At 56.3% G+C, this 25,218-nt stretch carries 17 protein-coding genes; 11 read left to right on the top strand and 6 right to left on the bottom strand.

From position 1 onward, the window contains the following. Positions 1-172 precede the first annotated feature (172 nt). Positions 173-871 carry an epoxyqueuosine reductase QueH gene (locus tag OKX01_RS11535; RefSeq protein ID WP_094197084.1) on the bottom strand — a complete coding sequence of 233 codons (699 nt, stop codon included), beginning with the start codon at positions 869-871 and terminating at the stop codon, positions 173-175. A 102-nt stretch (positions 872-973) separates the two neighbouring features. Then, positions 974-3,730: a bifunctional [glutamate--ammonia ligase]-adenylyl-L-tyrosine phosphorylase/[glutamate--ammonia-ligase] adenylyltransferase gene (gene glnE, locus OKX01_RS11530; protein WP_094197083.1), complete on the bottom strand. Its 2,757-nt coding sequence runs from the start codon at positions 3,728-3,730 to the stop codon at positions 974-976. 118 nt (positions 3,731-3,848) lie between these two features. Here glnE and OKX01_RS11525 point away from each other — a divergent pair, with 118 nt between their 5' ends. Both OKX01_RS11525 and bla read left to right on the top strand, forming a co-directional pair. Next, entirely contained in the window at positions 3,849-7,436 is a 3,588-nt protein-coding gene (locus OKX01_RS11525) for a YhdP family protein (protein WP_264671769.1), read from the top strand. Between the two features lie 96 nt (positions 7,437-7,532). After that, positions 7,533-8,408 (top strand): class A beta-lactamase, encoded by an 876-nt coding sequence (gene bla / locus OKX01_RS11520; protein WP_264671768.1) that lies wholly within the window; start codon positions 7,533-7,535, stop codon positions 8,406-8,408. A gap of 129 nt (positions 8,409-8,537) precedes the next feature. Here the strand turns inward: bla and gdhA are convergent, their stop codons facing one another. From gdhA to trxA, 3 genes are all read right to left on the bottom strand, one after another. Next, on the bottom strand, positions 8,538-9,878 hold the full coding sequence (gene gdhA / locus OKX01_RS11515) for an NADP-specific glutamate dehydrogenase (protein WP_094197080.1): 1,341 nt from the start codon (positions 9,876-9,878) through the stop codon (positions 8,538-8,540). 142 nt (positions 9,879-10,020) lie between these two features. Then, positions 10,021-11,277: a transcription termination factor Rho gene (gene rho, locus OKX01_RS11510; protein ID WP_094197079.1), complete on the bottom strand. Its 1,257-nt coding sequence runs from the start codon at positions 11,275-11,277 to the stop codon at positions 10,021-10,023. 69 nt (positions 11,278-11,346) lie between these two features. After that, positions 11,347-11,673: a thioredoxin TrxA gene (gene trxA, locus OKX01_RS11505; RefSeq protein WP_094197078.1), complete on the bottom strand. Its 327-nt coding sequence runs from the start codon at positions 11,671-11,673 to the stop codon at positions 11,347-11,349. A 227-nt stretch (positions 11,674-11,900) separates the two neighbouring features. Here trxA and OKX01_RS11500 point away from each other — a divergent pair, with 227 nt between their 5' ends. The 9 genes from OKX01_RS11500 (at position 11,901) to OKX01_RS11460 (ending at position 23,710) form a co-directional block, all read left to right on the top strand. Continuing rightward, positions 11,901-13,868 (top strand): DNA topoisomerase IV subunit B, encoded by a 1,968-nt coding sequence (locus OKX01_RS11500; RefSeq protein ID WP_376913651.1) that lies wholly within the window; start codon positions 11,901-11,903, stop codon positions 13,866-13,868. Between the two features lie 20 nt (positions 13,869-13,888). Continuing rightward, the gene (parC, locus tag OKX01_RS11495) at positions 13,889-16,198 is read left to right on the top strand and encodes a DNA topoisomerase IV subunit A (RefSeq protein ID WP_094197076.1); all 2,310 of its coding nucleotides are present in this window, start codon (positions 13,889-13,891) and stop codon (positions 16,196-16,198) included. 61 nt (positions 16,199-16,259) lie between these two features. Beyond that, on the top strand, positions 16,260-17,294 hold the full coding sequence (locus tag OKX01_RS11490; RefSeq protein WP_094197075.1) for a CDP-6-deoxy-delta-3,4-glucoseen reductase: 1,035 nt from the start codon (positions 16,260-16,262) through the stop codon (positions 17,292-17,294). A 37-nt stretch (positions 17,295-17,331) separates the two neighbouring features. Then, positions 17,332-18,585: a D-amino acid dehydrogenase gene (locus OKX01_RS11485; protein ID WP_094197074.1), complete on the top strand. Its 1,254-nt coding sequence runs from the start codon at positions 17,332-17,334 to the stop codon at positions 18,583-18,585. A 7-nt stretch (positions 18,586-18,592) separates the two neighbouring features. Beyond that, complete coding sequence (locus OKX01_RS11480; RefSeq protein ID WP_094197073.1) at positions 18,593-19,906, top strand: extracellular solute-binding protein; 1,314 nt, start codon at positions 18,593-18,595, stop codon at positions 19,904-19,906. A gap of 103 nt (positions 19,907-20,009) precedes the next feature. Then, entirely contained in the window at positions 20,010-20,879 is an 870-nt protein-coding gene (locus tag OKX01_RS11475) for a TcpQ domain-containing protein (protein ID WP_159063939.1), read from the top strand. Beyond that, the gene (locus OKX01_RS11470; protein WP_264671767.1) at positions 20,876-21,724 is read left to right on the top strand and encodes a hypothetical protein; all 849 of its coding nucleotides are present in this window, start codon (positions 20,876-20,878) and stop codon (positions 21,722-21,724) included. Before OKX01_RS11475 ends, OKX01_RS11470 begins: the two co-directional genes overlap by 4 nt. Beyond that, positions 21,721-23,166 (top strand): hypothetical protein, encoded by a 1,446-nt coding sequence (locus tag OKX01_RS11465; protein ID WP_264671766.1) that lies wholly within the window; start codon positions 21,721-21,723, stop codon positions 23,164-23,166. The genes OKX01_RS11470 and OKX01_RS11465 overlap by 4 nt, the downstream gene beginning before the upstream one ends. Then, entirely contained in the window at positions 23,132-23,710 is a 579-nt protein-coding gene (locus OKX01_RS11460) for a hypothetical protein (protein ID WP_264671765.1), read from the top strand. Before OKX01_RS11465 ends, OKX01_RS11460 begins: the two co-directional genes overlap by 35 nt. A gap of 245 nt (positions 23,711-23,955) precedes the next feature. Here the strand turns inward: OKX01_RS11460 and OKX01_RS11455 are convergent, their stop codons facing one another. Continuing rightward, positions 23,956-25,188, bottom strand: a complete 1,233-nt coding sequence (locus tag OKX01_RS11455) for a urate hydroxylase PuuD (RefSeq protein ID WP_230017835.1) — start codon at positions 25,186-25,188, stop codon at positions 23,956-23,958. Positions 25,189-25,218: the final 30 nt, after the last annotated feature.

Here is a 25,218-nt window from a genome sequence, read left to right as displayed (position 1 = left end):
GTTTGATCGCTTGGCCGTCAGCATCTAGATGAATGCTGATATTCCGTGTCGTAGACGGAGGTTAATCGGCTAAGTGCCTATCGGCTGGCCTCTAAATCATTCCTGCCTAGGGTCTCAAGAGGAATAGGCCCCCAGTGAGATGATCAATCCAGCCACCAGCCTATTCCCATTTTTAAGCGTTCTCTTGAACCGGAGCTGGAGGCGGTGTCAGGTCCAGTTCGTCCTTGCCGTAGAACTTCACACCGATCTCGACACGAGGGCGGCCTTGCGAGCGGCGGTGGCGGTTGGTGTCCCGCAGCGAGTACACGCAACCGCAGTACTCCTGCTGATAGAAGTTCTCGCGTTTGCTGATTTCCAGCATGCGTTGCGAGCCGCCCCCTTTGCGCCAGTTGTAGGTCCAGTACTTCATCTCCGGATAACGGGCTGCGGCGCGTTCGCCGCAGTCGTTGATCTGGTTCATGTCTTTCCAGCGCGAGATACCCAGCACGCTGGAGATGATGTCGTAGCCATTTTCATGGGCGTAGAGGGCCGTGCGCTCAAAGCGCATGTCAAAGCAGACCGTGCAGCGCTCGCCACGCTCGGGAGCGTGTTCCAGGCCGCGTACACGTTCAAACCAGTTATCTACGTCGTAGTCGGCGTCAATGAACTCGATGCCGTGCTGTTCGGCAAAACGGATGTTTTCCTGCTTGCGCAGTTCGTACTCGCGTACAGGATGGATATTGGGGTTGTAGAAAAAAACGGTGTATTCAATCCCCGAGGCGTGCAAGGCCTCCATCACCTCGCCCGAACAGGGGGCGCAGCAGGAGTGCAGCAGCAATTTCTCGCGCTTCTCCGGCATGGTTAAAACTGGACGATTGAGCTGAGTGGACATGAATCTGAATCCGAGTAAAAAGGCGTCCCGAGTCGGTCGCACAATAAATCAATGCGACTATTGTAGATTCTTGGCAAAGTTTAGTGAAATCAATCTGTTGCCTTAGTACCCCAGGACCTCGTCCCAAAGGCGTGTCACGGCCTGCCGTTCCTGGGTCAGCTCAGATTGCGGCACACGGGCTTTTTCTGCTCCTTCCAGACGCAAAGCGTGCTGACGGCGGCGCAGGGCTCGGTAGGCATCGGCCACTTCTTGAGCATGGTCGACCGCGATCAGGCCCGCCTGCGCGGCAATACCCAGCAAGGCGATATTGCCCAGGTTTTCCAGCAGTTTGGGATGCTCGCGGCTATGGCACAGCACCAGATACTGGGTGATGAACTCCACATCCACCATGCCGCCCCGGTCGTGCTTCAAGTCAAAAAGTTCGCTGCGGTTGGGGTGTCCGGCACTGATCTTGTCACGCATGTCCAGAATATCTGCACGTAATTTGCGTTGGTCCCGTTCCATCAATAAGATGGATCGGCGGATGTCATCGAAGCGGTTTTTGATCTGGGCATCCCCGGTCACGAAACGGGCACGGGTAATGGCTTGATGCTCCCAGGACCAGGCACTCCGCGTCTGATACTGCTCGAAGGCATCCACGCTGACAGCCAGCAAACCGGCATCGCCATCGGGGCGTAAACGCAGGTCAATATCGTAGAGACGTCCCGAGGAGGTCATGGCCGACAACCAACTGGTCATGCGGCGCGCCAGCTTGATGTAGCGCTCTACATTGTCTTGGCTGGGATCGTCGTACAGAAATACCAGATCCAGGTCGGACGCATAGCCAATTTCCTTGCCCCCCAGTTTGCCGTAGGCAATGACGGCAAAGTGCGGTGAGGAGTCGTGTTCTGGGCCCAGGCTGCGGGGGCGTGTCAGAGGCCAGGTGCGCTCCAGTGTCTCGGCCAGCATCATATCGGCCAGAGCCGAGAGTTGGTCGGCCAGAGCCTCGACGGTCAGTACACCTTCCAGGTCCTGGGCCAGCAATTGGAACGTGATCTGGTGCTGCCAGTCGCGCATCATGTTCATCTGCTGTTCGACATCGGCTTGGCCATCGGGCAAGCGGCAGGCATCAAGATCGCGGCGCATTTGCTCGGACAGGGCGGCAAAGTCCGGAATCTCCATCAGCGAATGCCATTCGATCAGGCTGTCCAGTAAGAGCGGGTATTGAGCCAGATACTGTGCGGCCCACGGACTGGCCGAGACAATTCGGGCAACGCGGGCCAGCGTATCTGGGTACTCGGCCAGCAAAGCCAGATACGCGCTACGCTGGGCGATCAGCTCGATCAGGTTGAACAGGCGGGTTGCGGTGACTTCCGGGTTCTCGGAGCGGCAGGCGTAGTCCTCGGCCAAGGGGATCAGGCGCTGTACGCGATCCAGGCTGGCATTGGGCAGGCTGCGCAGACGATGGCTATTTAGCAGAGCCTGACGCAATTGTTCGATGCGTTCCTGCAAAGCCTGATCGTGCTCTGCCTTGCTTTCTTCGGGGGCGGGTGCAGCCGCCGCAGGAGGTTCGGTACTGGCTTCTTCGCCCATGCCTGCCAGACGGAAGGCATTGCGGAAGGTGTGCGAGACAAATTTTCTGTGCTGGCCTAACTGTTCGTCGAAATCAGCCAGGCTCAGGCCTAAGGTGGCCGCCAGCTCGGTGCGTAGCTCCTCGTCCTGGGGCAGCAAATGGGTTTGTTCGTCCTCGCGATACTGCAGGCGGTGTTCGACACGTCGCAAGAAGGTATAAGCGGCCAGCAGCTTGTCGCAGACCTCCTGGTCCAGCAGACCGGCCGCACATTGACCTTGCAGTGCTTTGTGCAGGCTGGGTGTTTGCAGGGAAGGCTGTCGTCCCCCGCGAATCAGCTGATTGAGCTGGACGACGAACTCAATTTCCCGGATCCCACCGTCTCCCAGCTTGATGTTGTGCCAGGTTTCCACGCCATTGCGGTTCAGGGCGCGGCGCGTCCAGTCCTGGCGAATGCGCTCGCGCAGGCCGCGCAAGGCAGACAGGGCATCAAAGTCAAAATATTTGCGGTACACAAAAGGGGTACGCAGTGCCTCGAAGTGATGCACATCACCGGCGCTGCGGCTGCCCTTAAAAGCCTGGGCCTTGATAGGGCGGGCCTTGATCCACGCATAGCGTTCCCATTCCCGGCCTTGGTTGACCAGATAGTTTTCCAGCGCCTGCATGCTCCAGGCCAGCGGCCCGGAATCCCCGTCCGGACGCAGGCGCAGGTCCGTGCGAAATACCTGCCCGAAGGCGTCGGTATCGGACAGCACGGGCATCATGCGCTGGGTTACTTTGCCGTAAAACTCGTGATAGCTCAGGGGGCGGCGGCCATCGGTCTCACCGTCCTCGTCATAGAGCATGATCAGATCAATGTCTGAGGAAACGTTTAATTCCCCTCCACCCAGCTTACCCATACCTAAAATAATCATCTCCTGGGGTAAGCCAGTTTCCGAGTTTTTAGGAATACCGTGTACTTCAGCCAGTTGTCGGGCGACGGTTTCATACGCTTGTGCCACGGCCAGATCAGCTAGGCTACTCATGGCCAGCATCACCTCTTCAAGAGGGGCCAGACCATTGATATCACGGATCATCAGTACCAGAAAGACCCGTTCACGCAGTTGGCGCAAGGCCTGACGCACTTGTGCCAAGCGATCATTATCGGGTTCGGGCAGTAAAGTCCTATACCATTGCGTAATCAGTGTGGCGGTGACAGGGTGCTGGGCTTGCTCTTGCAACCACGCCCCAAATTGTGGCTGAGCGTTTACTTTTCGACGCAAGGGGCCGGACCATTGCATCACGGGCTTCAATATAATGGACTGGCTCATACGATAAGAGGCTTTTCGGATAAGGGGGGACGACAAGTGAGATGACTTGTCTGACAAGGCCGGAAATGACCGTATCTAACTATACTCGGGAATTGATTGCATGGTAGTTCGAGGGCTTGTGCGACTGGCGCTAGTGCTCTATTTTGCGCTGATGCTAAGCCTTGTCGGGCTACGTTATCTGCTCGTGCCCCAACTGGATAATTTGCGCCCCTATCTGGTGGAGAAAATCAGTGAGCAAACCGGCCTGCAAGTTCAGATTCAAGAATTAAAAGGCGACTGGCAGGGCTGGAATCCCCATCTTTCTGTGACGAACCTGTCGCTGTCAGAGCCAGGGCAAGAGCCCATGTTGCAGTTGCCCAAGCTGCAAGCCGATATCAGCTGGAAGTCCTTGTTCAGCGGTTCGCTGCAATTGCGCCAGCTGGATGTGCAAGGTTTGACGATCCCGGTGCGGCGCGATCTTCAGGGCCAAATTCTGGTGATGGGCCAGGTACTGGATCTTAACAATGACCGTGCCCCAGCAGAACCCGAAGTCTGGCAAGGGCCGGTTCGTTGGTTGCTGGAGCAGCGCGGCATTCATATTCAGGGTACGTCCTTGCAATGGCAGGATGATCTGCGTGGTGCCCCCGCCTTGGATCTGCCATCGATTGAATTGCAGATTGGCTACAGGCAGGGTTGGCACGAGGTCAATCTGGCTACGGCCTTGCCCGCCGATCTGGGCGAATCCCTGGCTTTGGCCTTGCGCGTGCAGGGCAAGCGTCGTCTGCCCGAAAACGTGGATGTGATGGACTTGCCCTGGGAGATGACGGTGCAGGCCAATGGGGTCGATACTCCCGCGCTGCGCCCTTGGCTGGACGTACCTGTGATTCTGGACAGAGGCTGGATCGATGTGCGTGCCCAGGCCCGCCAGCCTCAAGCCGCCCAGGCCGTACAGATGCAACTGGCAGCCCAATTGCAGGATGTGGCCGTGCTGACGGATAGCGAAGATCGCCTGCAGTTGGAGCAAGCCCATCTGGAGCTCAATGGCAGTTTACGTGATGTGCAGGCATTGGCCCAAGGCAAGCAAAGTGGCGATGTGCAGTGGACGCTGTCGATGAATGGCTTTGGTCTGCGCCTGCCCGATTTGTTTGCCCACTATTTGGCATTGGATCAGCTCAATGCCCAAGGCATGGTTCATCGCGATGAGCAGGCCAGACTGAGCCTTGGCAACATGAATCTGGCTCTGCGTAATCCTGATTTAGATGCGCAATTAACAGGTAGTTGGCGTGAGGATGCCAAGTTTGAGGCGGGTGTGGCTGACTGGCAGGGGCAATTCACGCACCTGAATCTGGCGGCTTTGGTGAATTACCTGCCTTTGACGGTCAACCCTTTGGCGCGTGAATGGATGCAGGCTGGACTGGTACAGGGGGCGGTACGAGACGGGACAATCCGCTTGCAAGGTGGCCTGGACACCTTCCCGTATGGCCTGAGCCCGGCGGATGGCAGCTTTGAAGTGGTCGGGATTTTGGGTGAAGGGATTGTGGATTATCAGCCTGCCCAGCCCCAACGTTTGGCCTGGCCACGTCTGGAAGGCATACAAGGCAGCATACGCATGCATAACGATAATCTGGATATTGTGGCTCAGCAGGCGCGCATGCCTATCGCCAAGCAGCCGGATATTGTGCTGCGGGATATTCAGACCCACATCACGTCCTTGGAGCAAAACAGCTTTCTGAAGCTGGAGGGCGTGTCTCAGGCTCCAGCGACCAGCTATCTGGCCCTGGTGCACCAGTCCCCCCTGAACGCCTTGCTGGATGGCTTGCTGGCCGACAGTCGCGTTAAAGGGGATTGGACTGTACCCATCAAATTGCAGGTTCCCTTGGATAATGCGGATGACACCCAGGTACAGGGGCAAATCCAGATGAACAATAGCGAGTTTCAGTACATGCCTGAAGCTCCGTCATTGACGGCGTTAAAGGGCGAGCTCGCCTTCAGTGAAAAGGGCGTCAGTGCCCAAACCTTGACGGGCAAGGTGCTGGGGGGCGACACCCAAATCAGTGGTGTGCTCGAGCCCGGCAAGCCCGGTTTGCGCCTGAATGGTGTGATCACTGCGCAAGGTCTGGAGCAATACCTGGAATTGAAGGGCGTACAGCGTCTGCAAGGGCAGACTCCCTATCAGGTATTAATGAAGCTCGATGCCAAGGGTTCTTTTTCCTTTGGCGCGGAGTCCGATCTGACGGGGCTGGCGCTGAACTTGCCCGAGCCTTTCTACAAACCTGCCGAGCGTGCAGCCAAATTGAAGGCAGATTGGAGCAGCGACTCTGCCGCCAAGATGGACCGCTTGCAGATCAGCCTGCAAGACAGACAGACCTTTTTGTTGAACCTGTTGCATGCTCAAGGTTCCCGTCAAGGCAGCTATTTTCAAAGTGGCAGCATGGGAACGCCGGGGCTAGTGAGTTGGCCCAAACGTGGCCTGGAATTGCATAGCCGCTATGACCGTATGGATCTGGATGCCTGGGAGAGAGTCGTCGAGGAGTTCGGTCAAAATCTGGACGGCAGTCCTTTGATTCCGTCGGGCCGTCCCCTGTTGCCTTTGCTGGAACGGGTGCGCCTGAAAGCGGATCAGGCATTTTTTAGAGGGCAAGTGCTGGATCAGTTGGAGATGGAAAGCACGGAAGATGCCGCTGGCAGCTTGTTTCTGAGCCTGAAGGCCAAGCAAGCCGAAGGGCGTTTGCAGGCGCAGCATCAAGGTGGCCGCTATACCGGCATGTTCAACGCCAATTTTTCCCATTTGTACCTGAATGGTGGCAGGCCGGATTGGGCTTGGCCCGACGCCGACCTGCCCATGAGCGATGATCTGGTTTTGCCTGCGATCTCGTTCAAAGTGGATGATTTGCAGATACAGGGCGTGCGCTTTGGTGCTTTGGAAGCCAAAGGCAAGCCCGCAGGAAAGGGCCACAAATGGACCCTTGAAAACGTTTCCTTGAACGCGCAGGGCATGCAACTGCACGGTTACGGTTCTTTGGCATTGAGTGGGCCACAGCGAGGGCTGGAATTGCTCGCCAATAGCCAGGTAAGCAATTTGGGGCAGTTTGTGGATGTCAGCGGCTTGTTGACAGAGTCCATTAAAGATGGCGAGGGAACGGTGCAGGCCGCCTTGTTCTGGAGTAATTTCCCCTGGTCTTTTGATAAGCGCAACATTCGTGGCCAGTTCAATGTAGATCTACGTAAAGGACGCTTTATCAGCCTGAAATCACGCTCGGCAAAATTGCTGGAGTTGCTCAGCCTGCAGTCCATTTCACGCTTGAGCAGACTGGATATGGACTTGTTCGGCGCCGTGAAGCAAGGCTTTGCATTCGATAGCCTGACCGGGCGCATGAACCTGTCGCAGGGCAAGCTGGAGCTGGATAATTATCAGATCAAGGGCCCGGCGGGAGCGGTCAACCTGGAAGGCTGGATTGATATCAAGGATGAGACGTTGGATTTGATTGCGGTGGTTAATCCGAATCTGGATATGAGCGGCGCGGCGATTGCGGCCTATTTCACGGTTAACCCGATGGTAGGGGTAGGGGCTTTGTTGACGCAGTGGTTGATGCAGATCCCAATGAGCAGTCACCTGTCTGTCTCTTATGCAGTGACAGGCAAGATTGATGATCCGCAGCTCAAAGAGCTGGAGGTGCCTGCGGCCAGCACTGCGAAAAAAGAGAAGCAACTGCGGATTGAGCCTTGAGACCAAGTGTTTTGCCCAAAACGCTTTTGCGTAGGTCTTCGTCAGGGTAGCAGCAAGGTTTTTTCGTGATTTAACTCTTATACCAAGGATGGGCCGATGAGCGCACATAGACTGAAACGACTGGCAGCGACATTGGTTGTGGCGGGCCTGTCTTTCCATGCTGTTGGGGCGCAAACCCATCCGGTGGTTCGGGCCGTACAAGAGGTCGAACAGTCCTTGCAGGCCCGTGTTGGTCTGGCCGTACTGGACACGGCAGACGGGCAGTGGTGGCAATACCGTGCCGATGAGCGCTTTCCTATGGCCAGTACCAGCAAGGCCTTGATCTGTGCGGCTTTGTTGGCCCGAGGGCCAGGTGCGATGAAAACTGCCTGGCTGATCAAGGAGGAGGCCATTCAGTCTTACGCACCCACCACAAAGGAGCTGATCGGCCAGCAGGTATCAGCAGCTCAATTGTGTGCGATCACGATGCGCAACAGCGACAATAGTGCCGCTAATGGGGTTTTGGAGATTCTGGGCGGGCCTGAGGCTATCACGTCCTTTCTTCGTGGCGTGGGTGACACGGTGACGCGCCTGGATCGCAACGAGCCCAGCTTGAATGAAGCCACGCCCGGCGACCTGCGCGACACAACGACCCCGCAAGCCATGGTGCAAACTTTGCGGAATCTGGTTTTGGGCGACGCGCTTAAAGCCTCAGACCGTGATCGGCTGATTGACTGGTTGCGCCATAACGAAGTGGGCGGGCCCTTGTTGCGAGCTGGCGTTCCTGAAAGCTGGACCGTAGCAGACCGAACCGGGGCAGCCGCTTACGGCACACGCGGTGTCGTGGCGGTGATGTGGCCCCCTGAGCGTGGGCCGCTGGTGGCGGCTGTCTACATCACGGAAACCAAGGCCTCGATGCAAGCGCGCAATGCGGCCATAGCCACGATTGGCAAGGCCATGGCAGCGGCGGTGGATCAAAAAGCTCGGTTTTGATTTTTTGTGGAGTGCTGACGAGCTTTTTTCAGGGAGCTTATCTGGCTGCCGTTATATGAATGTCGGATTCTGTGGACAAAAAAAACCGCCTTGTGGGCGGTTTTTTGACTACTGAGCAAGGCGCAAAACTTAATAAACACCTTGATGACGCATGGCATTGGCGACTTTGACAAAGCCGGCAATATTGGCGCCGTTAACGTAGTGGATGAAGTCGCTTTCTTGACCATAGTTCACACAATTTTCGTGGATGTCACGCATGATGGAGTGCAGCTTTGCGTCAACTTGTTCACGTGTCCAGTTCAAACGCTGGGCGTTTTGGCTCATTTCCAGACCAGAGACGGCGACACCACCAGCATTGCTGGCTTTACCTGGGGCATACAGAATCTTGGCGTGGATAAAGGCATCGACTGCGTCCAGCGTGCTGGGCATATTGGCACCTTCGGCGACGCAACGCACACCATTCTTGATCAGAATTTCGGCGTCTTTGCCATCGAGCTCGTTCTGGGTTGCGCAAGGCAGGGCGACATCGACGGGGATGTGCCAAGGACGTTTTCCGTGCTCGTACAGCAGGCGGTGTTGTTGGGCATAATCGACCAAGCTGCCGCGCTGTACATTTTTAATGTGCATCAGAGCCGCCAGTTTTTCACGCGTAAAGCCATCCATATCCACCACGCAACCTTGCGAGTCGGAAACGGTCACCACTTTGGCACCCAGGTCCAGGCATTTTTCAATGGCGTACTGAGCGACATTGCCCGAGCCAGAAACGGACACTGTCATGCCGTCTAAAGACAGCCCTTTACGTGCCAACATTTCCTGTACGAAATATACGGTGCCATAACCCGTGGCCTCAGGGCGAATCAAACTGCCGCCAAAGCACAAATCCTTGCCGGTAAAGACACTGGCCGCGCTGTTGGAGAGTTTTTTCATCATGCCGGCCATAAAGCCCACTTCACGCGCGCCTACGCCGATATCACCTGCAGGAACGTCGGTGTCTGGACCCAGATGACGGTAAAGCTCAACAATCAGGGCCTGGCAAAAGCGCATGACTTCGCCATCTGATTTGCCTTTGGGATCAAAATCCGCGCCGCCTTTGCCGCCGCCCATGGGCAGGGTGGTCAAGGCATTTTTGAAGGTCTGCTCAAAAGCCAGGAACTTCAGGATAGACAGATTGACCGAGGGGTGAAAGCGCATGCCGCCCTTGAAAGGACCAATGGCATTATTGTGCTGAATACGGAAGCCGCGATTGACCTGAACCTGACCACGATCATCTACCCAGGAAATGCGAAACTGGATAACACGTTCGGGTTCAACCAGACGCTCGAGCAGACCGTGGTCGGCGTACTGGGGGTTTTTCTCGATGAAGGGCCACAAGCTGGTCATCACTTCCCGTACGGCCTGCATAAATTCAGGCTGACTTGGGTCGCGGGACTGCACTCTGGCTAGGAACTGTTCTAGAGAGATAGATTTCATTGCAAGCGAACTCTGTTTGCAATACTGAGATTTCGAGTAGAACTCAGCAGATTGAAAGAATGGATGCATGGGATTGCACCCGATCAATACGCCCATCGCAAGCAAGCCTCTCGTATAGAGAGGCTTGCGCAGGATGTTCGATTTACTTCTTCATCATGTCGAAGAATTCGGAGTTGGTCTTTGTTGCCCGGATTTTGTCCAGGATAAACTCCATGGCTTCAATTTCATCCATTCCGTGGATGAATTTGCGCAAAACCCAGACCTTTTGTAGAAGGTCGGGTTTGATCAGTAATTCTTCGCGACGTGTACCTGACTTGTTCAGGTTGATGGCAGGGTAAATGCGTTTTTCGGCCAGGCGGCGCTCCAGATGGATCTCGCAGTTGCCGGTACCTTTAAATTCTTCATAGATGACTTCGTCCATGCGGCTGCCGGTCTCGATCAGGGCAGTACCGATGATGGTCAAGGAGCCACCTTCTTCCAGATTACGGGCAGCACCAAAAAAGCGTTTGGGGCGCTGCAGGGCGTTGGCGTCTACACCACCGGTCAATACCTTGCCCGAAGCAGGGACCACGGTGTTGTAGGCGCGAGCCAGACGGGTAATGGAGTCCAGCAGGATCACCACGTCTTTTTTCAATTCAACCAGGCGTTTGGCCTTTTCGATCACCATTTCGGCCACTTGTACGTGACGCGTCGCGGGTTCATCAAAGGTGGAGGCCACCACTTCGCCGCGTACGGTACGCTGCATTTCGGTCACTTCCTCGGGGCGTTCGTCCACTAGCAGGACGATCATGACGGCCTCGGGGTAATTGGTCGTGATGGCGTGAGCCATGTGCTGCATCATCACGGTTTTACCGGATTTGGGGCTGGCTACGATCAGGGCGCGCTGGCCCTTGCCGATAGGCGAGAAGATATCCAGGATACGGCCTGTGATGTTCTCTTCGCTTTTGATGTCACGCTCCAGGCGCATGGGCTGATCAGGATGCAGCGGGGTCAAGTTCTCAAACATGATGCGATGTTTGATGGCCTCGGGCTGCATGCCGTTGACCTTGTCGACCTTGACCAGGGCAAAGTAGCGTTCACCGTCTTTAGGGGTGCGCACTTCGCCTTCAATGGAGTCGCCTGTGTGCAGATTGAAACGGCGTATCTGCGAGGGAGAGATATAAATATCGTCTGTGCTGGCCAGGTAGGAGGTTTCTGGCGAACGCAGGAAGCCAAAACCATCCGGCAGGACTTCAAGCACCCCGTCACCGAAAATCTGCTCGCCTTTTTTGGCGTGCTTTTTCATGATCGCGAACATCAGCTCTTGCTTGCGCAAGCGGTTCGCGTTGTCGATTTCCAAAGTGGCAGCCATTTCTAGCAGCTGCGAGACGTGCAGAGCTTTTAATTCGTTCAGGTGCATGAGTGTGGGGAAGGGCTTTCAGCAGCAGACCGCAGGCCAGCGATGGGCCTGCGTGCGGTTAATCAGAGATTACAGGGAGCTGTCGAGAAACGCGCTAAGTTGAGACTTGGAAAGTGCACCGACTTTAGTCTGGGCGACTTTACCGTCTTTAAACAGCATGAGCGTTGGAATACCGCGAACACCGAATTGAGCAGGAGTGTCGGGATTTTCATCGACATTGAGCTTAGCGATGATAACACGACCTTGATACAGTTCGGCCGCCTCATCAAGCAAAGGTGCAATCATTTTACAGGGGCCGCACCAGGCAGCCCAATAATCGACCAAAACAGGAAGGTCGGCTTTGAGGACGTCGCTCTCGAAGGAGGCGTCTGTAACGTGAATGATGGAGTCGCTCATGGCAAAATGCAAAAAAATAAAAGATAACGAAAAACTATACGTGTGGCGTGACCTGAGCACAATGTATTCTACGGCCAATTGCGACGGTCTTGTTGCCAATTTTTGACAGGATACCATTGCGTCTGGTTGATAATGTGCATTCACTGCGCAACGCGCGCCAATAAAGCGTTTCCCCACTGGCGCCTAACCACTCGTAAAATAGCGTTTTTCTGTACGATCTACCGGGAATCAAGTTGTCTACTACACGTTACGACGAATCTTCTATACGGGTGCTTAAAGGGCTGGAACCGGTCCGGCAGCGCCCGGCCATGTATACCCGCACGGATAATCCCCTGCATATTGTGCAGGAGGTCATCGATAACGCCGCCGACGAAGCCCTGGCTGGTTTTGCCCGCACCCTGACCGTTACCTTGCTGGAGGACGGCGGTATCCAGGTCGAAGACGACGGGCGCGGTATTCCCGTTGGCTTGCATCCTGAAGAGAATGCGCCCGTGGTTGAGCTGGTGTTCACTCGACTGCATGCCGGGGGCAAGTTCGACAAGCTCAATGGCGGAGCCTATGCCTTTTCCGGCGGTTTGCATGGGGTGGGTGTGTCGGTGACCAACGCCTTGTCGCGTCGCCTGGAAGTGCTGGTCTGGCGCGACGGGCAAGCCAATGAAATTGTGTTTGCCGACGGCGAGCTGGAGCAGCCCCTGACCCAGACGGGCACCGTGGGCAAGCGCAAGACCGGGACCCGTGTGCGGGTCTGGCCTGACCCCAAGTACTTTGACTCCGCCCAGATTCCCCTGGCTCAACTGACGCACATCCTGCATAGCAAAGCGGTCTTGCTGGAAGGGGTGACCGTGGAGCTGGTGCAGCAGAAAACCGGCCAGCGCCAGCAATGGTGCTATGAGGACGGTTTGCGCGGTTATTTGCAAGAAGAGATGGACGGCGTGGAGTTGTTGGTGCCTCTATTCGAGGGCCGCCAGTACGCCCCGAAGGATGACGATAATTTCTCCCCTGGTGAAGGGGCTCATTGGGTCGTGGCCTGGACCCTGGACTCTCAGATTGTGCGCGAGTCTTATGTCAATCTGATTCCGACCAGTGCCGGGGGGACGCACGAATCGGGCTTGCGTGATGGTCTGTATCAGGCCGTGCGCAGCTTTGCCGAGCTGCACAGTTTGATTCCCAAGGGCGTCAAGCTGCAGGCTGAGGACGTTTTTGCCCGTGCCAGTTTTGTGCTGTCGGCCAAAGTGCTGGATCCGCAATTCCAGGGGCAAATCAAGGAAAAACTCAATAGCCGCGATGCCGTGCGTCTGGTCAGTGGCTATGTACGCAACGCACTGGAACTGCATCTGCATGCGAATGTGGATCAGGGTCGAAAATTGGCTGAAGTGGCGGTGCGTCAGGCTCAGGCCCGTACCCGTTCGGCCCAGAAAGTGGAAAAACGTAAAAGCTCCGGGGTAGCCGTGTTGCCCGGCAAGCTCACGGACTGCGAATCGCACGATCTGGAGAGCTCCGAACTATTTCTGGTCGAAGGCGACTCGGCCGGTGGCTCTGCAAAAATGGGCCGCGACAAGGAATTTCAGGCCATCTTGCCCCTGCGCGGCAAGGTGCTGAACGCCTGGGAAGTGGACCGGGATCGCCTGTTCGCCAACCAGGAAATTCATGATATTTCCGTAGCCATTGGCGTGGACCCGCATGATGCCCAGTCCGAGCCGGATTTGTCCGGTTTGCGCTATGGCCGCATTTGTATCCTGTCCGATGCGGACGTGGACGGCTCGCACATTCAGGTGCTCTTGCTGACTTTGTTTTTCCGCCATTTCCCCAAGCTGATCGAAGCCGGGCACGTGTATGTGGCGCGCCCACCCTTGTTCCGCGTCGATGTGCCTGCCGCTGGCAAACGCCCGGCTCGCAAGATCTATTGTCTGGATCAGGGCGAGCTGGATGCCACTTTGGAGAAGTTGCGCAATGAAGGTATACGCAACGAGTCCTGGAGCATCAGCCGTTTTAAAGGTTTGGGTGAAATGAGTGCGGAGCAGTTGTGGGATACCACCATGAATCCGGATACCCGTCGTTTATTGCCAGTGCATTGGGGCGAAGATGGCTTAAGCGGCACGCAGGCTATGTTCACCATGCTGATGGGCAAGGGCGAGGCCTCTGCCCGCCGTGCCTGGTTGGAAGAAAAAGGCAATTTGGCCGATCTGGACGTCTAAGCCCGATTTAAGAGTTATTTATGGACAGCAATCAATTGGATTTTGAGCCGGCGGGATCGGACGATAGCATCACGCTGGGGACTTACGCGGAACAGGCTTATCTGGATTACGCCGTCTCGGTCGTACGCGGACGGGCTTTGCCCGACCTGACCGATGGTCAGAAGCCGGTACAGCGCCGCATTCTGTATGCGATGGATGCCATGGGCCTGGGCCCAACGGCCAAGCCTGTGAAATCGGCGCGCGTGGTGGGGGATGTGCTGGGTAAATATCACCCCCACAGTGACCAGGCCGCCTATGACGCCATGGTGCGTATGGCGCAGGATTTTGTGCTGCGCTATCCGCTGGTGGACGGGCAGGGCAATTTTGGCTCGCGCGATGGCGACAATGCCGCCGCTATGCGTTATACGGAAGCGCGCCTGACTCCGTTCTCGCGGTTGCTGCTGGACGAGCTGGACGAAGGCACGGTGGACTTTATCCCCAACTACGATGGCAGCCAGAAAGAGCCGGTGACCTTGCCAGCCCGCTTGCCCATCATGTTGCTTAACGGCGCATCGGGGATTGCTGTCGGGATGGCCACCGAGATTCCGTCGCACAACCTGCGTGAGGTAGCCCAAGCCTGTGTCAGCCTGCTGCGCAACCCGAATTTAAGCGACCAGGACATCCACGAGATCATTCCTGGCCCGGATTTTGCAGGGGGTGGCCAGATCATTTCCGCTGCCGATGATATTGCGGCGGTGTACGCTCAGGGCCGGGGCTCCATCAAGGCACGTGCCCGTTGGGTATTTGAGGAAATGGCACGTGGTCAATGGCAATTGGTGGTCACTGAATTGCCGCCCGGCAGCTCCTCTCAGCAGATTCTGGAAGAGATTGAAGAGCGCACCAATCCCAAGGTCAAGGCGGGCAAGAAATCCCTGAGCACCGAGCAACAGCAAACCAAAGCCTTGATGCTGAACATGCTCGACGCCGTGCGCGATGAGTCCGGCAAGCAGGCTGCGGTGCGATTGGTGTTTGAACCCAAATCCCGCGCCATTGATCGGGACGAGTTCGTGACCACCTTGCTGGCACAGACCAGCCTGGAGCGCAACGTCTCCATCAACCTGGTATGTATCGATACGGACGGTCGTCCTGGCCAGCGCTCCCTGCGTCAGGTCTTGCTGAGCTGGCTGGAATTTCGTCGTCACACGATGGAGCGTCGTACTCGTTACCGTCTGGACAAGGTCACCGATCGTATTCATGTGCTGCAAGGGCGCATGGTGGTGTACCTGAATGTGGACGAGGTCATTCAAACCATTCGTGAGTCCGACGAGCCGCGTGCTGCCTTGATGGAGCGCTTTGATTTAAGCGAGCGCCAGGCTGACGATATTCTGGAAATGCGCTTGCGTCAGTTGGCCCGTCTGGAAGGTTTCAAGATCGAGAAAGAGCTGAAAGAGCGCCTGGAGGAACAGGAGTCTTTGCAAAAGCTGTTGGACGATCCCAAATCCTTGAAACGCTTGATGATTCGAGAAATCGAAGCAGACGTTAAAACCTATGGCGATGAGCGTCGCACCTTGATTGAAGCGGCCGAGCGTGCTGTGTTGGAAACCAAGGTGGTGGATGAGCCGGTCACCGTGATTGTGTCGCGCAAAGGCTGGCTGCGTTCGCGCCAGGGCCACGGTCATGACGCTTCACAGTTCAGTTTCAAGACGGGCGATGGCTTGCGCGATGCGCTGGAGTGCCGTAGTACCACAGACCTGGTCGCCATCGGTACCGATGGCCGGGTCTATACTGTTCCGGTCTCCAGCTTGCCTTCGGCGCGTGGAGACGGTCAGCCCATTACCTCCATGATTGAAGTCAGCCCCAGTGCGCCTATCGAGCACATCCTGGGCGCTCCTTTGGATCAGAACTATTTGCTGGCTGCCTGCGACGGCTACGGTTTTGTGGCCTCTCAAGGCGACATGAATACACGCCAGAAAGCGGGCAAGCAGTTTGTCACTATTGAGGACGGCAAAAAGCTGCTCAAACCTTTGGCCTTGCGTCCGGATGACCAGTACGTAGGCCTGCTCAGCGAACAGGGGCGTTTCCTGGTGGTGGATATCAAGGAACTGAAGGTGCTGTCCAAAGGCGGCCGTGGCACGGTGCTGATCAAGCTGAACGATGGCGATACGCTCAGTCAATGGGTGGCCTTTGGGGAGGCGGGTCTGGCCGTTAGCGGGGTGAATCGCAAACGTCCGTCTACCATCGTGATGGATCTGGATATGCTGGCCAATTATCTGGGCAAGCGCGCAGGCAAGGGCAAGACCCTGTCGCTCAAATTGAACGACCCTGTGTTGCATCGACCTGAACAGGCCTGAATTTGTATAGCCGCCGGAGGCTGGCCCTCCGCCTGATAGATTTCTTTTTTGAGTGTTGGATATGAGTTTCAAAGTCACGGTTCAGCCCAGCGGGCACAGTTTTGACGTTCAGCCCGGACAGTCTGTGCTGGATGGCGCACTGAATGCCGGTATCGTCTTGCCCTATAGCTGCCGCAACGGCACCTGTTCGTCTTGCCGTGGCAAGGTCATTGAAGGTGAGTACGAGGCAGGCCGTGCGCCCGAGCAATTGTTGAGCGAAGAGGATCGCGCTGCAGGCTACACCCTGTTTTGTCAGGCCAAGCCCAGCAGCGACATGTTGATCGAGTCCCACGAAATTCGTATGGCGACCGATATCCAGATTCGCAAAATGCCCTCGCGCGTGGTGGGCCTGGAAAAAGTACGTGATGATGTGATGGTGGTGCGTCTGCAAATGCCGTCATCCGAGCCATTTCGTTACTACCCGGGTCAGTATCTGGAGTTCATCCTGAAGGACGGCAGCCGTCGCAGCTACTCCATGGCCACACCGCCACGGGAAGACAATCAGGTGGAATTGCATATTCGTCACATGCCCGGCGGCGTGTTTACCGATCACGTGTTCGGTGCCGGTGCCACCGCCATGAAAGAGCGCGAAATTCTGCGTGTGGAAGCGCCTCTGGGTTCTTTCTTTCTGCGTGAAGACAGCGCGGCTCCTATGGTGTTTCTGGCCAGCGGTACGGGCTTTGCTCCGATCAAGGCCTTGATCGAACGCCTGATTCAAACCGGCAGCCAGCGCGAAGTGGCGCTGTACTGGGGCGGGCGTCGACCCAAGGATTTGTACCAGCGCGAACTGGCCGAGAAATGGGCCAGCGAATTGCCTAATTTGCGTTTCATTCCGGTGGTCTCCGACGCTCAGCCTGAAGATGGCTGGACAGGCCGCACCGGTTTTGTGCATCAAGCTGTGCTGGCTGATTTGCCGGACCTGTCAGCCTGGCAGGTATACGCCTGTGGCGCGCCGGGCATGGTTGAAGCGGCGCGCAAGGATTTTGTGGAGCAGGCCCAACTGAATCCGGACAATTATTTTGCAGATGCCTTTACGTCCCTGGCAGATGTAAAGTAAGCGTCTTGGTCAATAGCTCAACAAGCGGACAGTACACATGAAAGTAGCAGTTCTGGGCAGCGGCATTATTGGGGTATCAACTGCCTGGTGGCTTAGCCAGCAAGGTTGTGAGGTGGTGGTCGTGGAGCGGGGAACCGGCCCTGCGCAGGAAACCTCGCGTGCCAATGGCGGCCAGATTTCGGTGTCGTATGCCGAGCCCTGGGCCAACCCGAAAATGCCGTTCAAACTGCTGAAGTGGTTGTTGCAGGACGATGCTCCCTTGTTATTCCGTCCGCGTCTGGATCTGCGCCAGTGGCGCTGGTGCCTGTCGTTCTTGCGTGAATGCCTGCCTGGACGGGTTACGCCCAATGTGCGCGCCCTGGTGGCCATGGCGGAATACAGCCGCAGCACACTCAAGCAATTGCGTCCTAGCCTGGATTTTGATTACCGCCATCAGGAAAAAGGCATCATCACTTTTTACCGTGATGCTCAAAGCCTGGATGATTCTCAGCAGATGGCCGATATCATGCGCGATATGGGGGTGGATCGCCGCATCATGAGCGTGGACGAGCTGGTGCAGTTAGAGCCTGCTCTGGCGTCGGCCCGTGGCCAGATTGTGGGTGGCGACTATACCAAGGATGATGAATCCGGTGATGCCAACCAATTTACCTGCGGTTTGGCGGCCATGGCCAAGCGAGCCGGGGTGGAGTTTCGCTTTTCTACACAAATCACCCGTTTGCTGACGGCCAAGGGGCGTGTGGTAGGTGTCGAGGTCATTGGCCCGGACGGTACGTACGAGTCCATACAGGCAGACGCCTTTGTGGTGGCCATGGGTAGCTTCAGTCCCACCGTCTTACAGCCGCTGGGGATTTCCTGCCCCGTTTACCCGGCTAAAGGCTATTCGGCTACTTTTCCGGTACTGGTTCCCGAGGGGGCGCCCACGGTCAGCCTGACCGATAAAGATCACAAACTTGTTTTTTCCCGCTTAGGTGATAGCCTGCGGGTCGCTGGAACTGCAGAATTGTCGGGCTATTCGCGCAATTTGAACCCCGCCCGCTGTCAGGCTTTGTTAACGCATGTAGCGGATCTGTTCCCAAGCGCATTGGATTTTGATAATGTTCATTTCTGGTCAGGACTGCGTCCTGCCACAGCATCAAATATCCCACTGATAGGCCGCTCTTCCATACCTAACCTGTACCTGAATACCGGGCATGGCACCCTGGGGTGGACGATGGGTGTAGGCTCTGGCCGAGCCCTGGCAGACCTGCTCATGGGACACAAACCCGAACCTGAATTTCCTTTTTTATCATGAAGGATGTATGAAAAATCTACGCGGATTACTGTTGAAACGGGGTGTTATGGCTTTGGCGATGGCAGCGGGTGGCTCAGCCGCTTTGCTGTTCGGGTCGACTGCCCTGGCAGCCGTTGATATTCAGGTCTGGACCGCTTTGAACTCGCACAATCAGGACGAGTTTGAACGCTTGGTTCGGGATTTCAATCGTAGCCAGAGCGATGTCAAGGTGTCGGTCAAGGCTCATGATACGGAAGCTTCTTTAGAACAGGTTTTGCAAGCGGGCAAGGATTTGCCCAATCTGGTGCAATTAGGCGAGATGTCCGGCCTGGACGAGGTCGCTGATCGCCCCTACATCATGCCTATGCACACCTTGCTGGCTCGGGAAAAAATGGATAATGTGTCCTGGTTCCTGGCCTCGAACTCCTTTGTGCGCAATGGCCGCGGTCAATTGCAAGGCTTCCCTTATATGGCCGAAATTCCGGTCATGTACTACAACCTGGACGCGTTTGATAAAGCCAAGATCGAGCCTGCGGTGCCCAGCCGTGTCTGGCTGGATTTGCAGGCCCAGCTCGTCGATCTGGCCAATAAAGGCTCGCGCCGTTGTCCCTTGACTTCGGATCAGTCTGTCTCCATCAACCTGGAGAACCTGGCAGCGGTGAATAACCAGATTTACGGTCTGGCACCGGGTCCCAAGGTGAAAGGCAAAGTGGGCTTTGACTTTGATGTGATGTACATCCGTCACCTGTCCATGATGATCAGTTGGGTGAAATCCGAGCTGATGGTCAAGCCCGGCACATTGCCAGAATCGCCCCAGCGCTTTGCCAAGGGCGAATGTGCCGTCATGTTCTCGAACTCCGGCCATATTGGTGAATACAGCGACACGCGTGGCTTGAAGTACGCAGTGACTGGTCTGCCTTACTATCCTGAAGTGACCCAAACTCCTGGTAAACCGTTTGTGACCGGATCGGCGCTGTGGGCGGTAAAAGGCCATAATGCCGAACAGAATCAGGCTTCGGCCCGTTTCATCAGCTGGTTGGCTCAGCCTGAGAACGCCGCACGTTGGTACCAGAAGACAGGTTTTTTACCGGTGAGCCGCGAAGCCTTTAATGCCACAGGCAACGACTACTACAAGGACAAGGGCGACTGGATGCACCTGGTGGGAGCCTACAGCAGCGGTACGTCGGGCACAGCCAAGGGCAATTTCCGTAACTATCGTCAGATTCGTGCCGTGTTCAATCAGAGCCTGGAAAGTGCGCTGGATGGGCAGCAACCTGCCATGACGGCATTGCGTACTGCCGCCACGCAAGCTAATCGTTTGGTGGCACAGAGAGGACGCTGATTTATCTGTGCGTACAAGCCGATCTAGCGGCTTGAGCAAGCATCCTTGAAGATAGACCCCATGCCCTTGACGGGACATGGGGTTTTTTCTTTGGGTGTTTGTAATGCGTTTTCTTGTCCGTTTCTGCATCGTGCTGATCTGTGCGCTTGGGCTGTCTGCCTGTCAGTCCAGTCAGGGGCCGGATGGTCTGTTGGCCGATCCGGGTGCGCGCGTCTTCAATTTTGATTGGCGCTTATCCGGCGACCCCAAAGTGGGGCCTATGCAGGTCTTTGATAACGGGACGCGCATTTGGCTGCATTTTGCACCAGATCAGATTTTGCCAGCGGTGTTTGGCCGCAGGGACGGCCAGGAAGTGCTGCTGTCGCTACGACCTTCGGGGCAGTTTCAGTTAGTCGATGGCTTGTGGGCGGAGCTGGTGTTTCGTGCAGGCAAGGCGCAGGCACAGGCCAGTCTGCGGCGCAAGAGTAGCCAGAGTGAAGGCTCTGCCTTGTCAGGGGCAGAGGAATCGGATGTTTCAGCCCGGCCTTTGCCTGTAGGAGATCCCTTGAAACCGAGCTCTGTGGGGGCGGTACAAGTGCTGGAGCTGGAACCAGAGCCCGCGCCCGCACAGTTGGTGCAACGGGTTGCCTTTCAAGCCAGCTCGGATACGTGGGCGGTCAATCTCCCGAACCCTGATTCCACTGTTTTTGAACTGCGTTTGAAAGATCGGACGCTAAGGCAGGCGCTAATGCGTTGGGCCAAACAAGCGAAATGGGTTTTTGCGCCGGAACATTGGACTTTGGAGGTGGATTTTCCTGTCAAGGCTGCCGCCAGCTTCAAGGGGAACTTTGAGTCTGCGGTGGTCCAATTGCTGACGGCGGCACAACTGAACGCCCATTCTTTGCAGGCCTGTTTTTATTCCAATCAGGTGCTGCGTGTTCTGGCCAGTCCGCAACCCTGCGACCCGAGTGTGCAGCAGCAGGAGCGGTCATGAATCACCTCTTTTTGCTGCTTTTGGTTTTGTTGTCGGGCTGTGCTTTGCAAACAGCGGAGCATCACCTTGACCCGCCGTGGCTGGACGATGCTGTTTTTTTTGGCAAGTTAGACCTGCCTACAGATGCACTGGCCCAGTCTGTTGATAGACCTTGGCTGTTGGGCGCTGCTGTGCCCATCCAGCAAGCCGCTGACTCACCAGACCTGATGAGTTCCAGACAGACATTCAGCTTTTCCTTGGAAACGCCTTTACCTGGTCTGGATGAACTGGCGCGCCGCTTGTCTTTTTTGTCGGATCTGACGGTATCCATCAGCCCGGAGGCGCGACTGCCTTTGGCGCTTTTCTTGCCGCGACTCAGTGTGGGGGATCAGTTGGAAGTGCTGCCCCAATATGGCAGCCTGGTTTTTGAGCAATTACGCTTGCCGGAGTTGCTCAATCAAGTCAGCGCGGTATACAGCATTCGGTGGCGCTATCGGGCAGGACGTATCGAGTTATATCGCACGGAAACGCGTCACTTTGCCTTACCGCTGATCAAAGCTGTGAATGCTGCTTATTTGGATAAACCTGCAGCTAGTGCCTTCGAGTCCGCTGTGACGTCTGTGCAGACTGAAACGCCAAGTCTGGAAAACGCCGCCCATGTTTATCTGCAAGACACGGCACAAGCTTTTCTATCTCGCGCTGGAAGGGTCCAGGTGCTTGGGGTGCCGCCCCATGCTTTGTTGGTGACTGATACACCGGAACGCTTGGAGGCATTGGGTTCAGCGTTGAAGCACCAGCCTGAATTGTGGTACTTCGATAGTGCGCGAGCTAGCCGCTCTGTGGGTAGCGGCGGGAGAGAGAAATGAGTGCTTCTACAGCCAAGCGTGAGTATTGGTTTGGTTTGCAATGGGCACGTCACGGACAGGACGCGCGCTGGACTCACACTCGGAATTCGACACAATCGCATTGGGCTTGTTTCTTGGAAGGGCAGGCAGCAGGACAAGCAATAGGCTGGGTACAAAACCGGTGGCTCTATTCCAAACGGACACACTCGATATTGCGATTGGTTCAAGAGGGGCCAACACGGGTAAAACGCAGGCATATGCGGGCTTATTCGGCGGCTGCGTGTCTGGCTGTGCATCACCCTGATGAAGCGGTTTTTCTTTTATGGGCCGTGGCTCCCGGCCTGTTGTGGTTCCTGGCATTGGAGCAGGGTTTGGTTGTGGAAGGCAGCGATTGTGTGCTGACACAGGTCGGGCAGGTGCAGGCCTTGCGACAGGCAATGCAGGAACGCTATCCCGTCATACGTGAACTGCGGCAACCCGATGATGTATGGGTGTGCCTGGAGCAGGGTAGACGAGCGCAGGCTTGTATGCAGCGTCAAGGCGGCAGAGAGCTTTGGCGTCCCAGTAAGGTCCCTCTTCGCTTGCTTGTTGCGCCGTTGCTGGTGGTGCTGGCTCTGGCAGGCGTTTTTTCTGCCGACTCTCGTGGGGTGGGGGCTGAACGACAGCCTGCTGGCAAAGGGGTTCTTGAGCAGGGTAATACATTGCCGCTATCTAGCGCGCAGACTGTTCTGGATCTGATTGAGGAGCTGCCGGCACAAGGAGTGGGCTGGCGCTTGCAGGAGGTGGACTGCCGTCGTCGCGTGGCTTCTTGGGACTGTCATGCACGCTATGGGTTTGAAGATGTACAAAGCTTTAGTTTGGCCATGCAGCGTCAAACTCGCGCTCCGAACATGCTGGCGCTGACAGGGGCAGGGCAGGCTGAATTGCATGTGCAACGCACTTATCTGCCTAAGGAGCAACAGCGCCCATCGCCACAAGGTCAGCGAACGCTGCCTGTTGAGTCATCAGCCAACCTGATTGCCGAATTGAAGGCTTTGCAGCCCGCATTTATGCGTTTTTCGCTTGCCCGGGCACAGGCGCACCACCAATCTCAGTATTCAGGGCAAGTTCAAACCGGTAATCAGGTGAACACACAGCTGCAAGCAAAGGCTGGGGAGCAGACACAGGCTCTGATCCAAGCCAAGGAGTCTCGGCGCACCAGAGATCAATCAGAACCAGATGCCTGGCGTCGTACTTGGAGCAGTCAGTCTCCTTTGCGTTCAGCCTACCTGCTCGCCGCACACTTGCCTCAGTTGCAGTGGGACAGGTTGAGCTTGTCAGTGAGTCCGCAGTCTTATCCCTCGCTGCTGGGCAGCGTTTTTATCGTGGAGCTGGAAGGCTATGTTGATGAGTGGGCAGGTTCGGGCAAGGAGGAACGCGCGCAGGTATTTGAGCATTCTGTTTGGCGGAGCGCTGATACTTAGCTTGCCAGCTCAAGCGACTGAAGCCATGGTTTCGGTCGTGCGCGATATGTTGCTGCTGGAGGCCGAGCAGGCGCGACAGAACATGGTCTCATGTTCCAGGCCATTAGAGGGGCAGGAGGGGGCGGGTTTGGCTCAACCGGACGTGGACAAGAGCAGATCGAGCAAAGCTATTCCTGGATTAAAACTGAAAGCTGTCTATGGGCGGGATACGCGCTTGCTGGCTGAGGTGCAGCATGGGCAGCGCCTGCTCCTGTTTCAGCAAGGACAGTTATGGCCGATAGGGCGCGAGCGAGATAGGCAAATGCGCCTCTTGTCTTTAGATAGTCGCTGTATTGAGCTTGAAATAGGGCTGCCCCGGGAACATGCTGAAAGCCAAAGCCAAAGCCAAAGCCAAAGCCAAAGCCAAAGCCAAAGCCAAAGCCAAAGCCAAAGCCAAAGCCACAGTCGGGGACAGGCTCAGGTTTTGAATCTGTCAACCGCCTCGGATCAGGCTCAGCAGTCGCAGCCGGAAGTTCAATCCATAAAACTCTGTTTGCCTTCCTGAGGCCGGGGGGATGCGTCTAGCCAAACTCGGGCTTTCAAAGTCACCATGATTCAGTTTTCCAGCCCGTATATCCTTGAGCCTGTATGTCATTGACTCCTCAAGGCCAGGAGCCCGTCAAGTCGCAGATCTGGCGCGTCTCCCCACAGTCCTTGAGAAAGAAAAAACCCCGACGTGATTTTCATCAGATCGGGGTTGAAAGTGACCACGGAGCTTGTCGCTCGGTCAGGCTTGAGCCTTGTTCTGCATTAGTCGCGGGTACCGCTCCAAGCGGCAATGGCAGCACGCTCTTCGTCGGTCATTTGCGTCATGTTGCCCAGGGGCATGTACTTGGAGTGCACCACGGTTTTCACCTGTTCGGCGTGCAGCACCGTGTTGTCGATGGTATCGAGCAACATGCCGGCAGGGGCAGCCGTAAAGCCGAAGTCGGCATTGGGTTTGGCCGCGTGGCACTGAACACATCGGGCATCCATGATTTCCTGGATGCGTGCAACGTTGACGGTTTCTGCGCCGTTAGCGGCTGCGGGAGCACTGGCAACGTCACCTTTCAGGCTGGCAGGTGCCGCGAGGTAACCCACGATCAGCAGCAGCACAACACCGGCAGCCGGGTAGGCAGGCTTTTTGATGCCAGCGTGCATCAGCACGAAGTATTGACGGATCAGGGCGCCGGCAAAGATGAACAGCACCATGATGATCCACGCATTGGGGTTGTTATACGTGAACGAGTAGTGGTTGCTCAGCATCAGCAGCAGAACGGGCAGCGTGAAGTAGGTATTGTGTACCGAACGCTGTTTGCCGCGCTTGCCATCCAGAGGGTTGGGGGCTTGACCGGCTTTCAGTGCCTTGACCATGCGGCGTTGGCCGGGAATGATCCAGAAGAACACGTTGGCCGACATGCTGGTGGCCATGACAGCGCCAGTCAGCAAGAAAGCAGCACGACCCGAGAAGATGTGCGCGCTCAGGTAAGCCACGACCACCATCATGATGGCCACGGCCACGCTCAGCAGACCGTCGCGGTTCATGTTGGGGCTGATCAAGCGGCACAGGCCGTTATAGACCACCCAGCCCAGTACCAGGAAGGCAATAGCCATGACGTTGGCTTGGGTGCCGGTCATTTGAGCCGCCCATTCCCAGGGGCTGTTGGGGTTGACCAGATAGAACTCGGGCTTGGTCAGGTAGAGCAGGGCGAACAGGAAGAAACCGGACAACCAGGTGGTGTAGGACTTCCAGAAAGACCAGTGCAGGTCATCGGGCAGCTCAGCCGGGTTGGTCAGGTATTTCTGGTTGTGATAGAAGCCGCCGCCGTGGACAGCCCACATCTCGCCAAACACGCCGCGTTTCTTGCTTTCTTCGCCTTTAGGCGGTTTCAGGCCGTTGTCCAGCATCACAAAGTAGATGGACTCGCCGATCCAGGCGACGGCCGCAATTACGTGCAACCAGCGCAGCAGCAGGTTGCCGTACTCAAGTAGGTAAGCGTACATAAAGATCTCGTATCAGAGTGGTTTCGTATA

This window comes from Alcaligenes sp. SMD-FA, assembly GCF_025960365.1.
GTDB classification, from domain to species: domain Bacteria; phylum Pseudomonadota; class Gammaproteobacteria; order Burkholderiales; family Burkholderiaceae_B; genus Alcaligenes; species Alcaligenes aquatilis.
The sequence above is the reverse complement of the archived record's forward strand: the minus strand, read 5'-3'. Positions and strand labels throughout refer to the sequence as shown.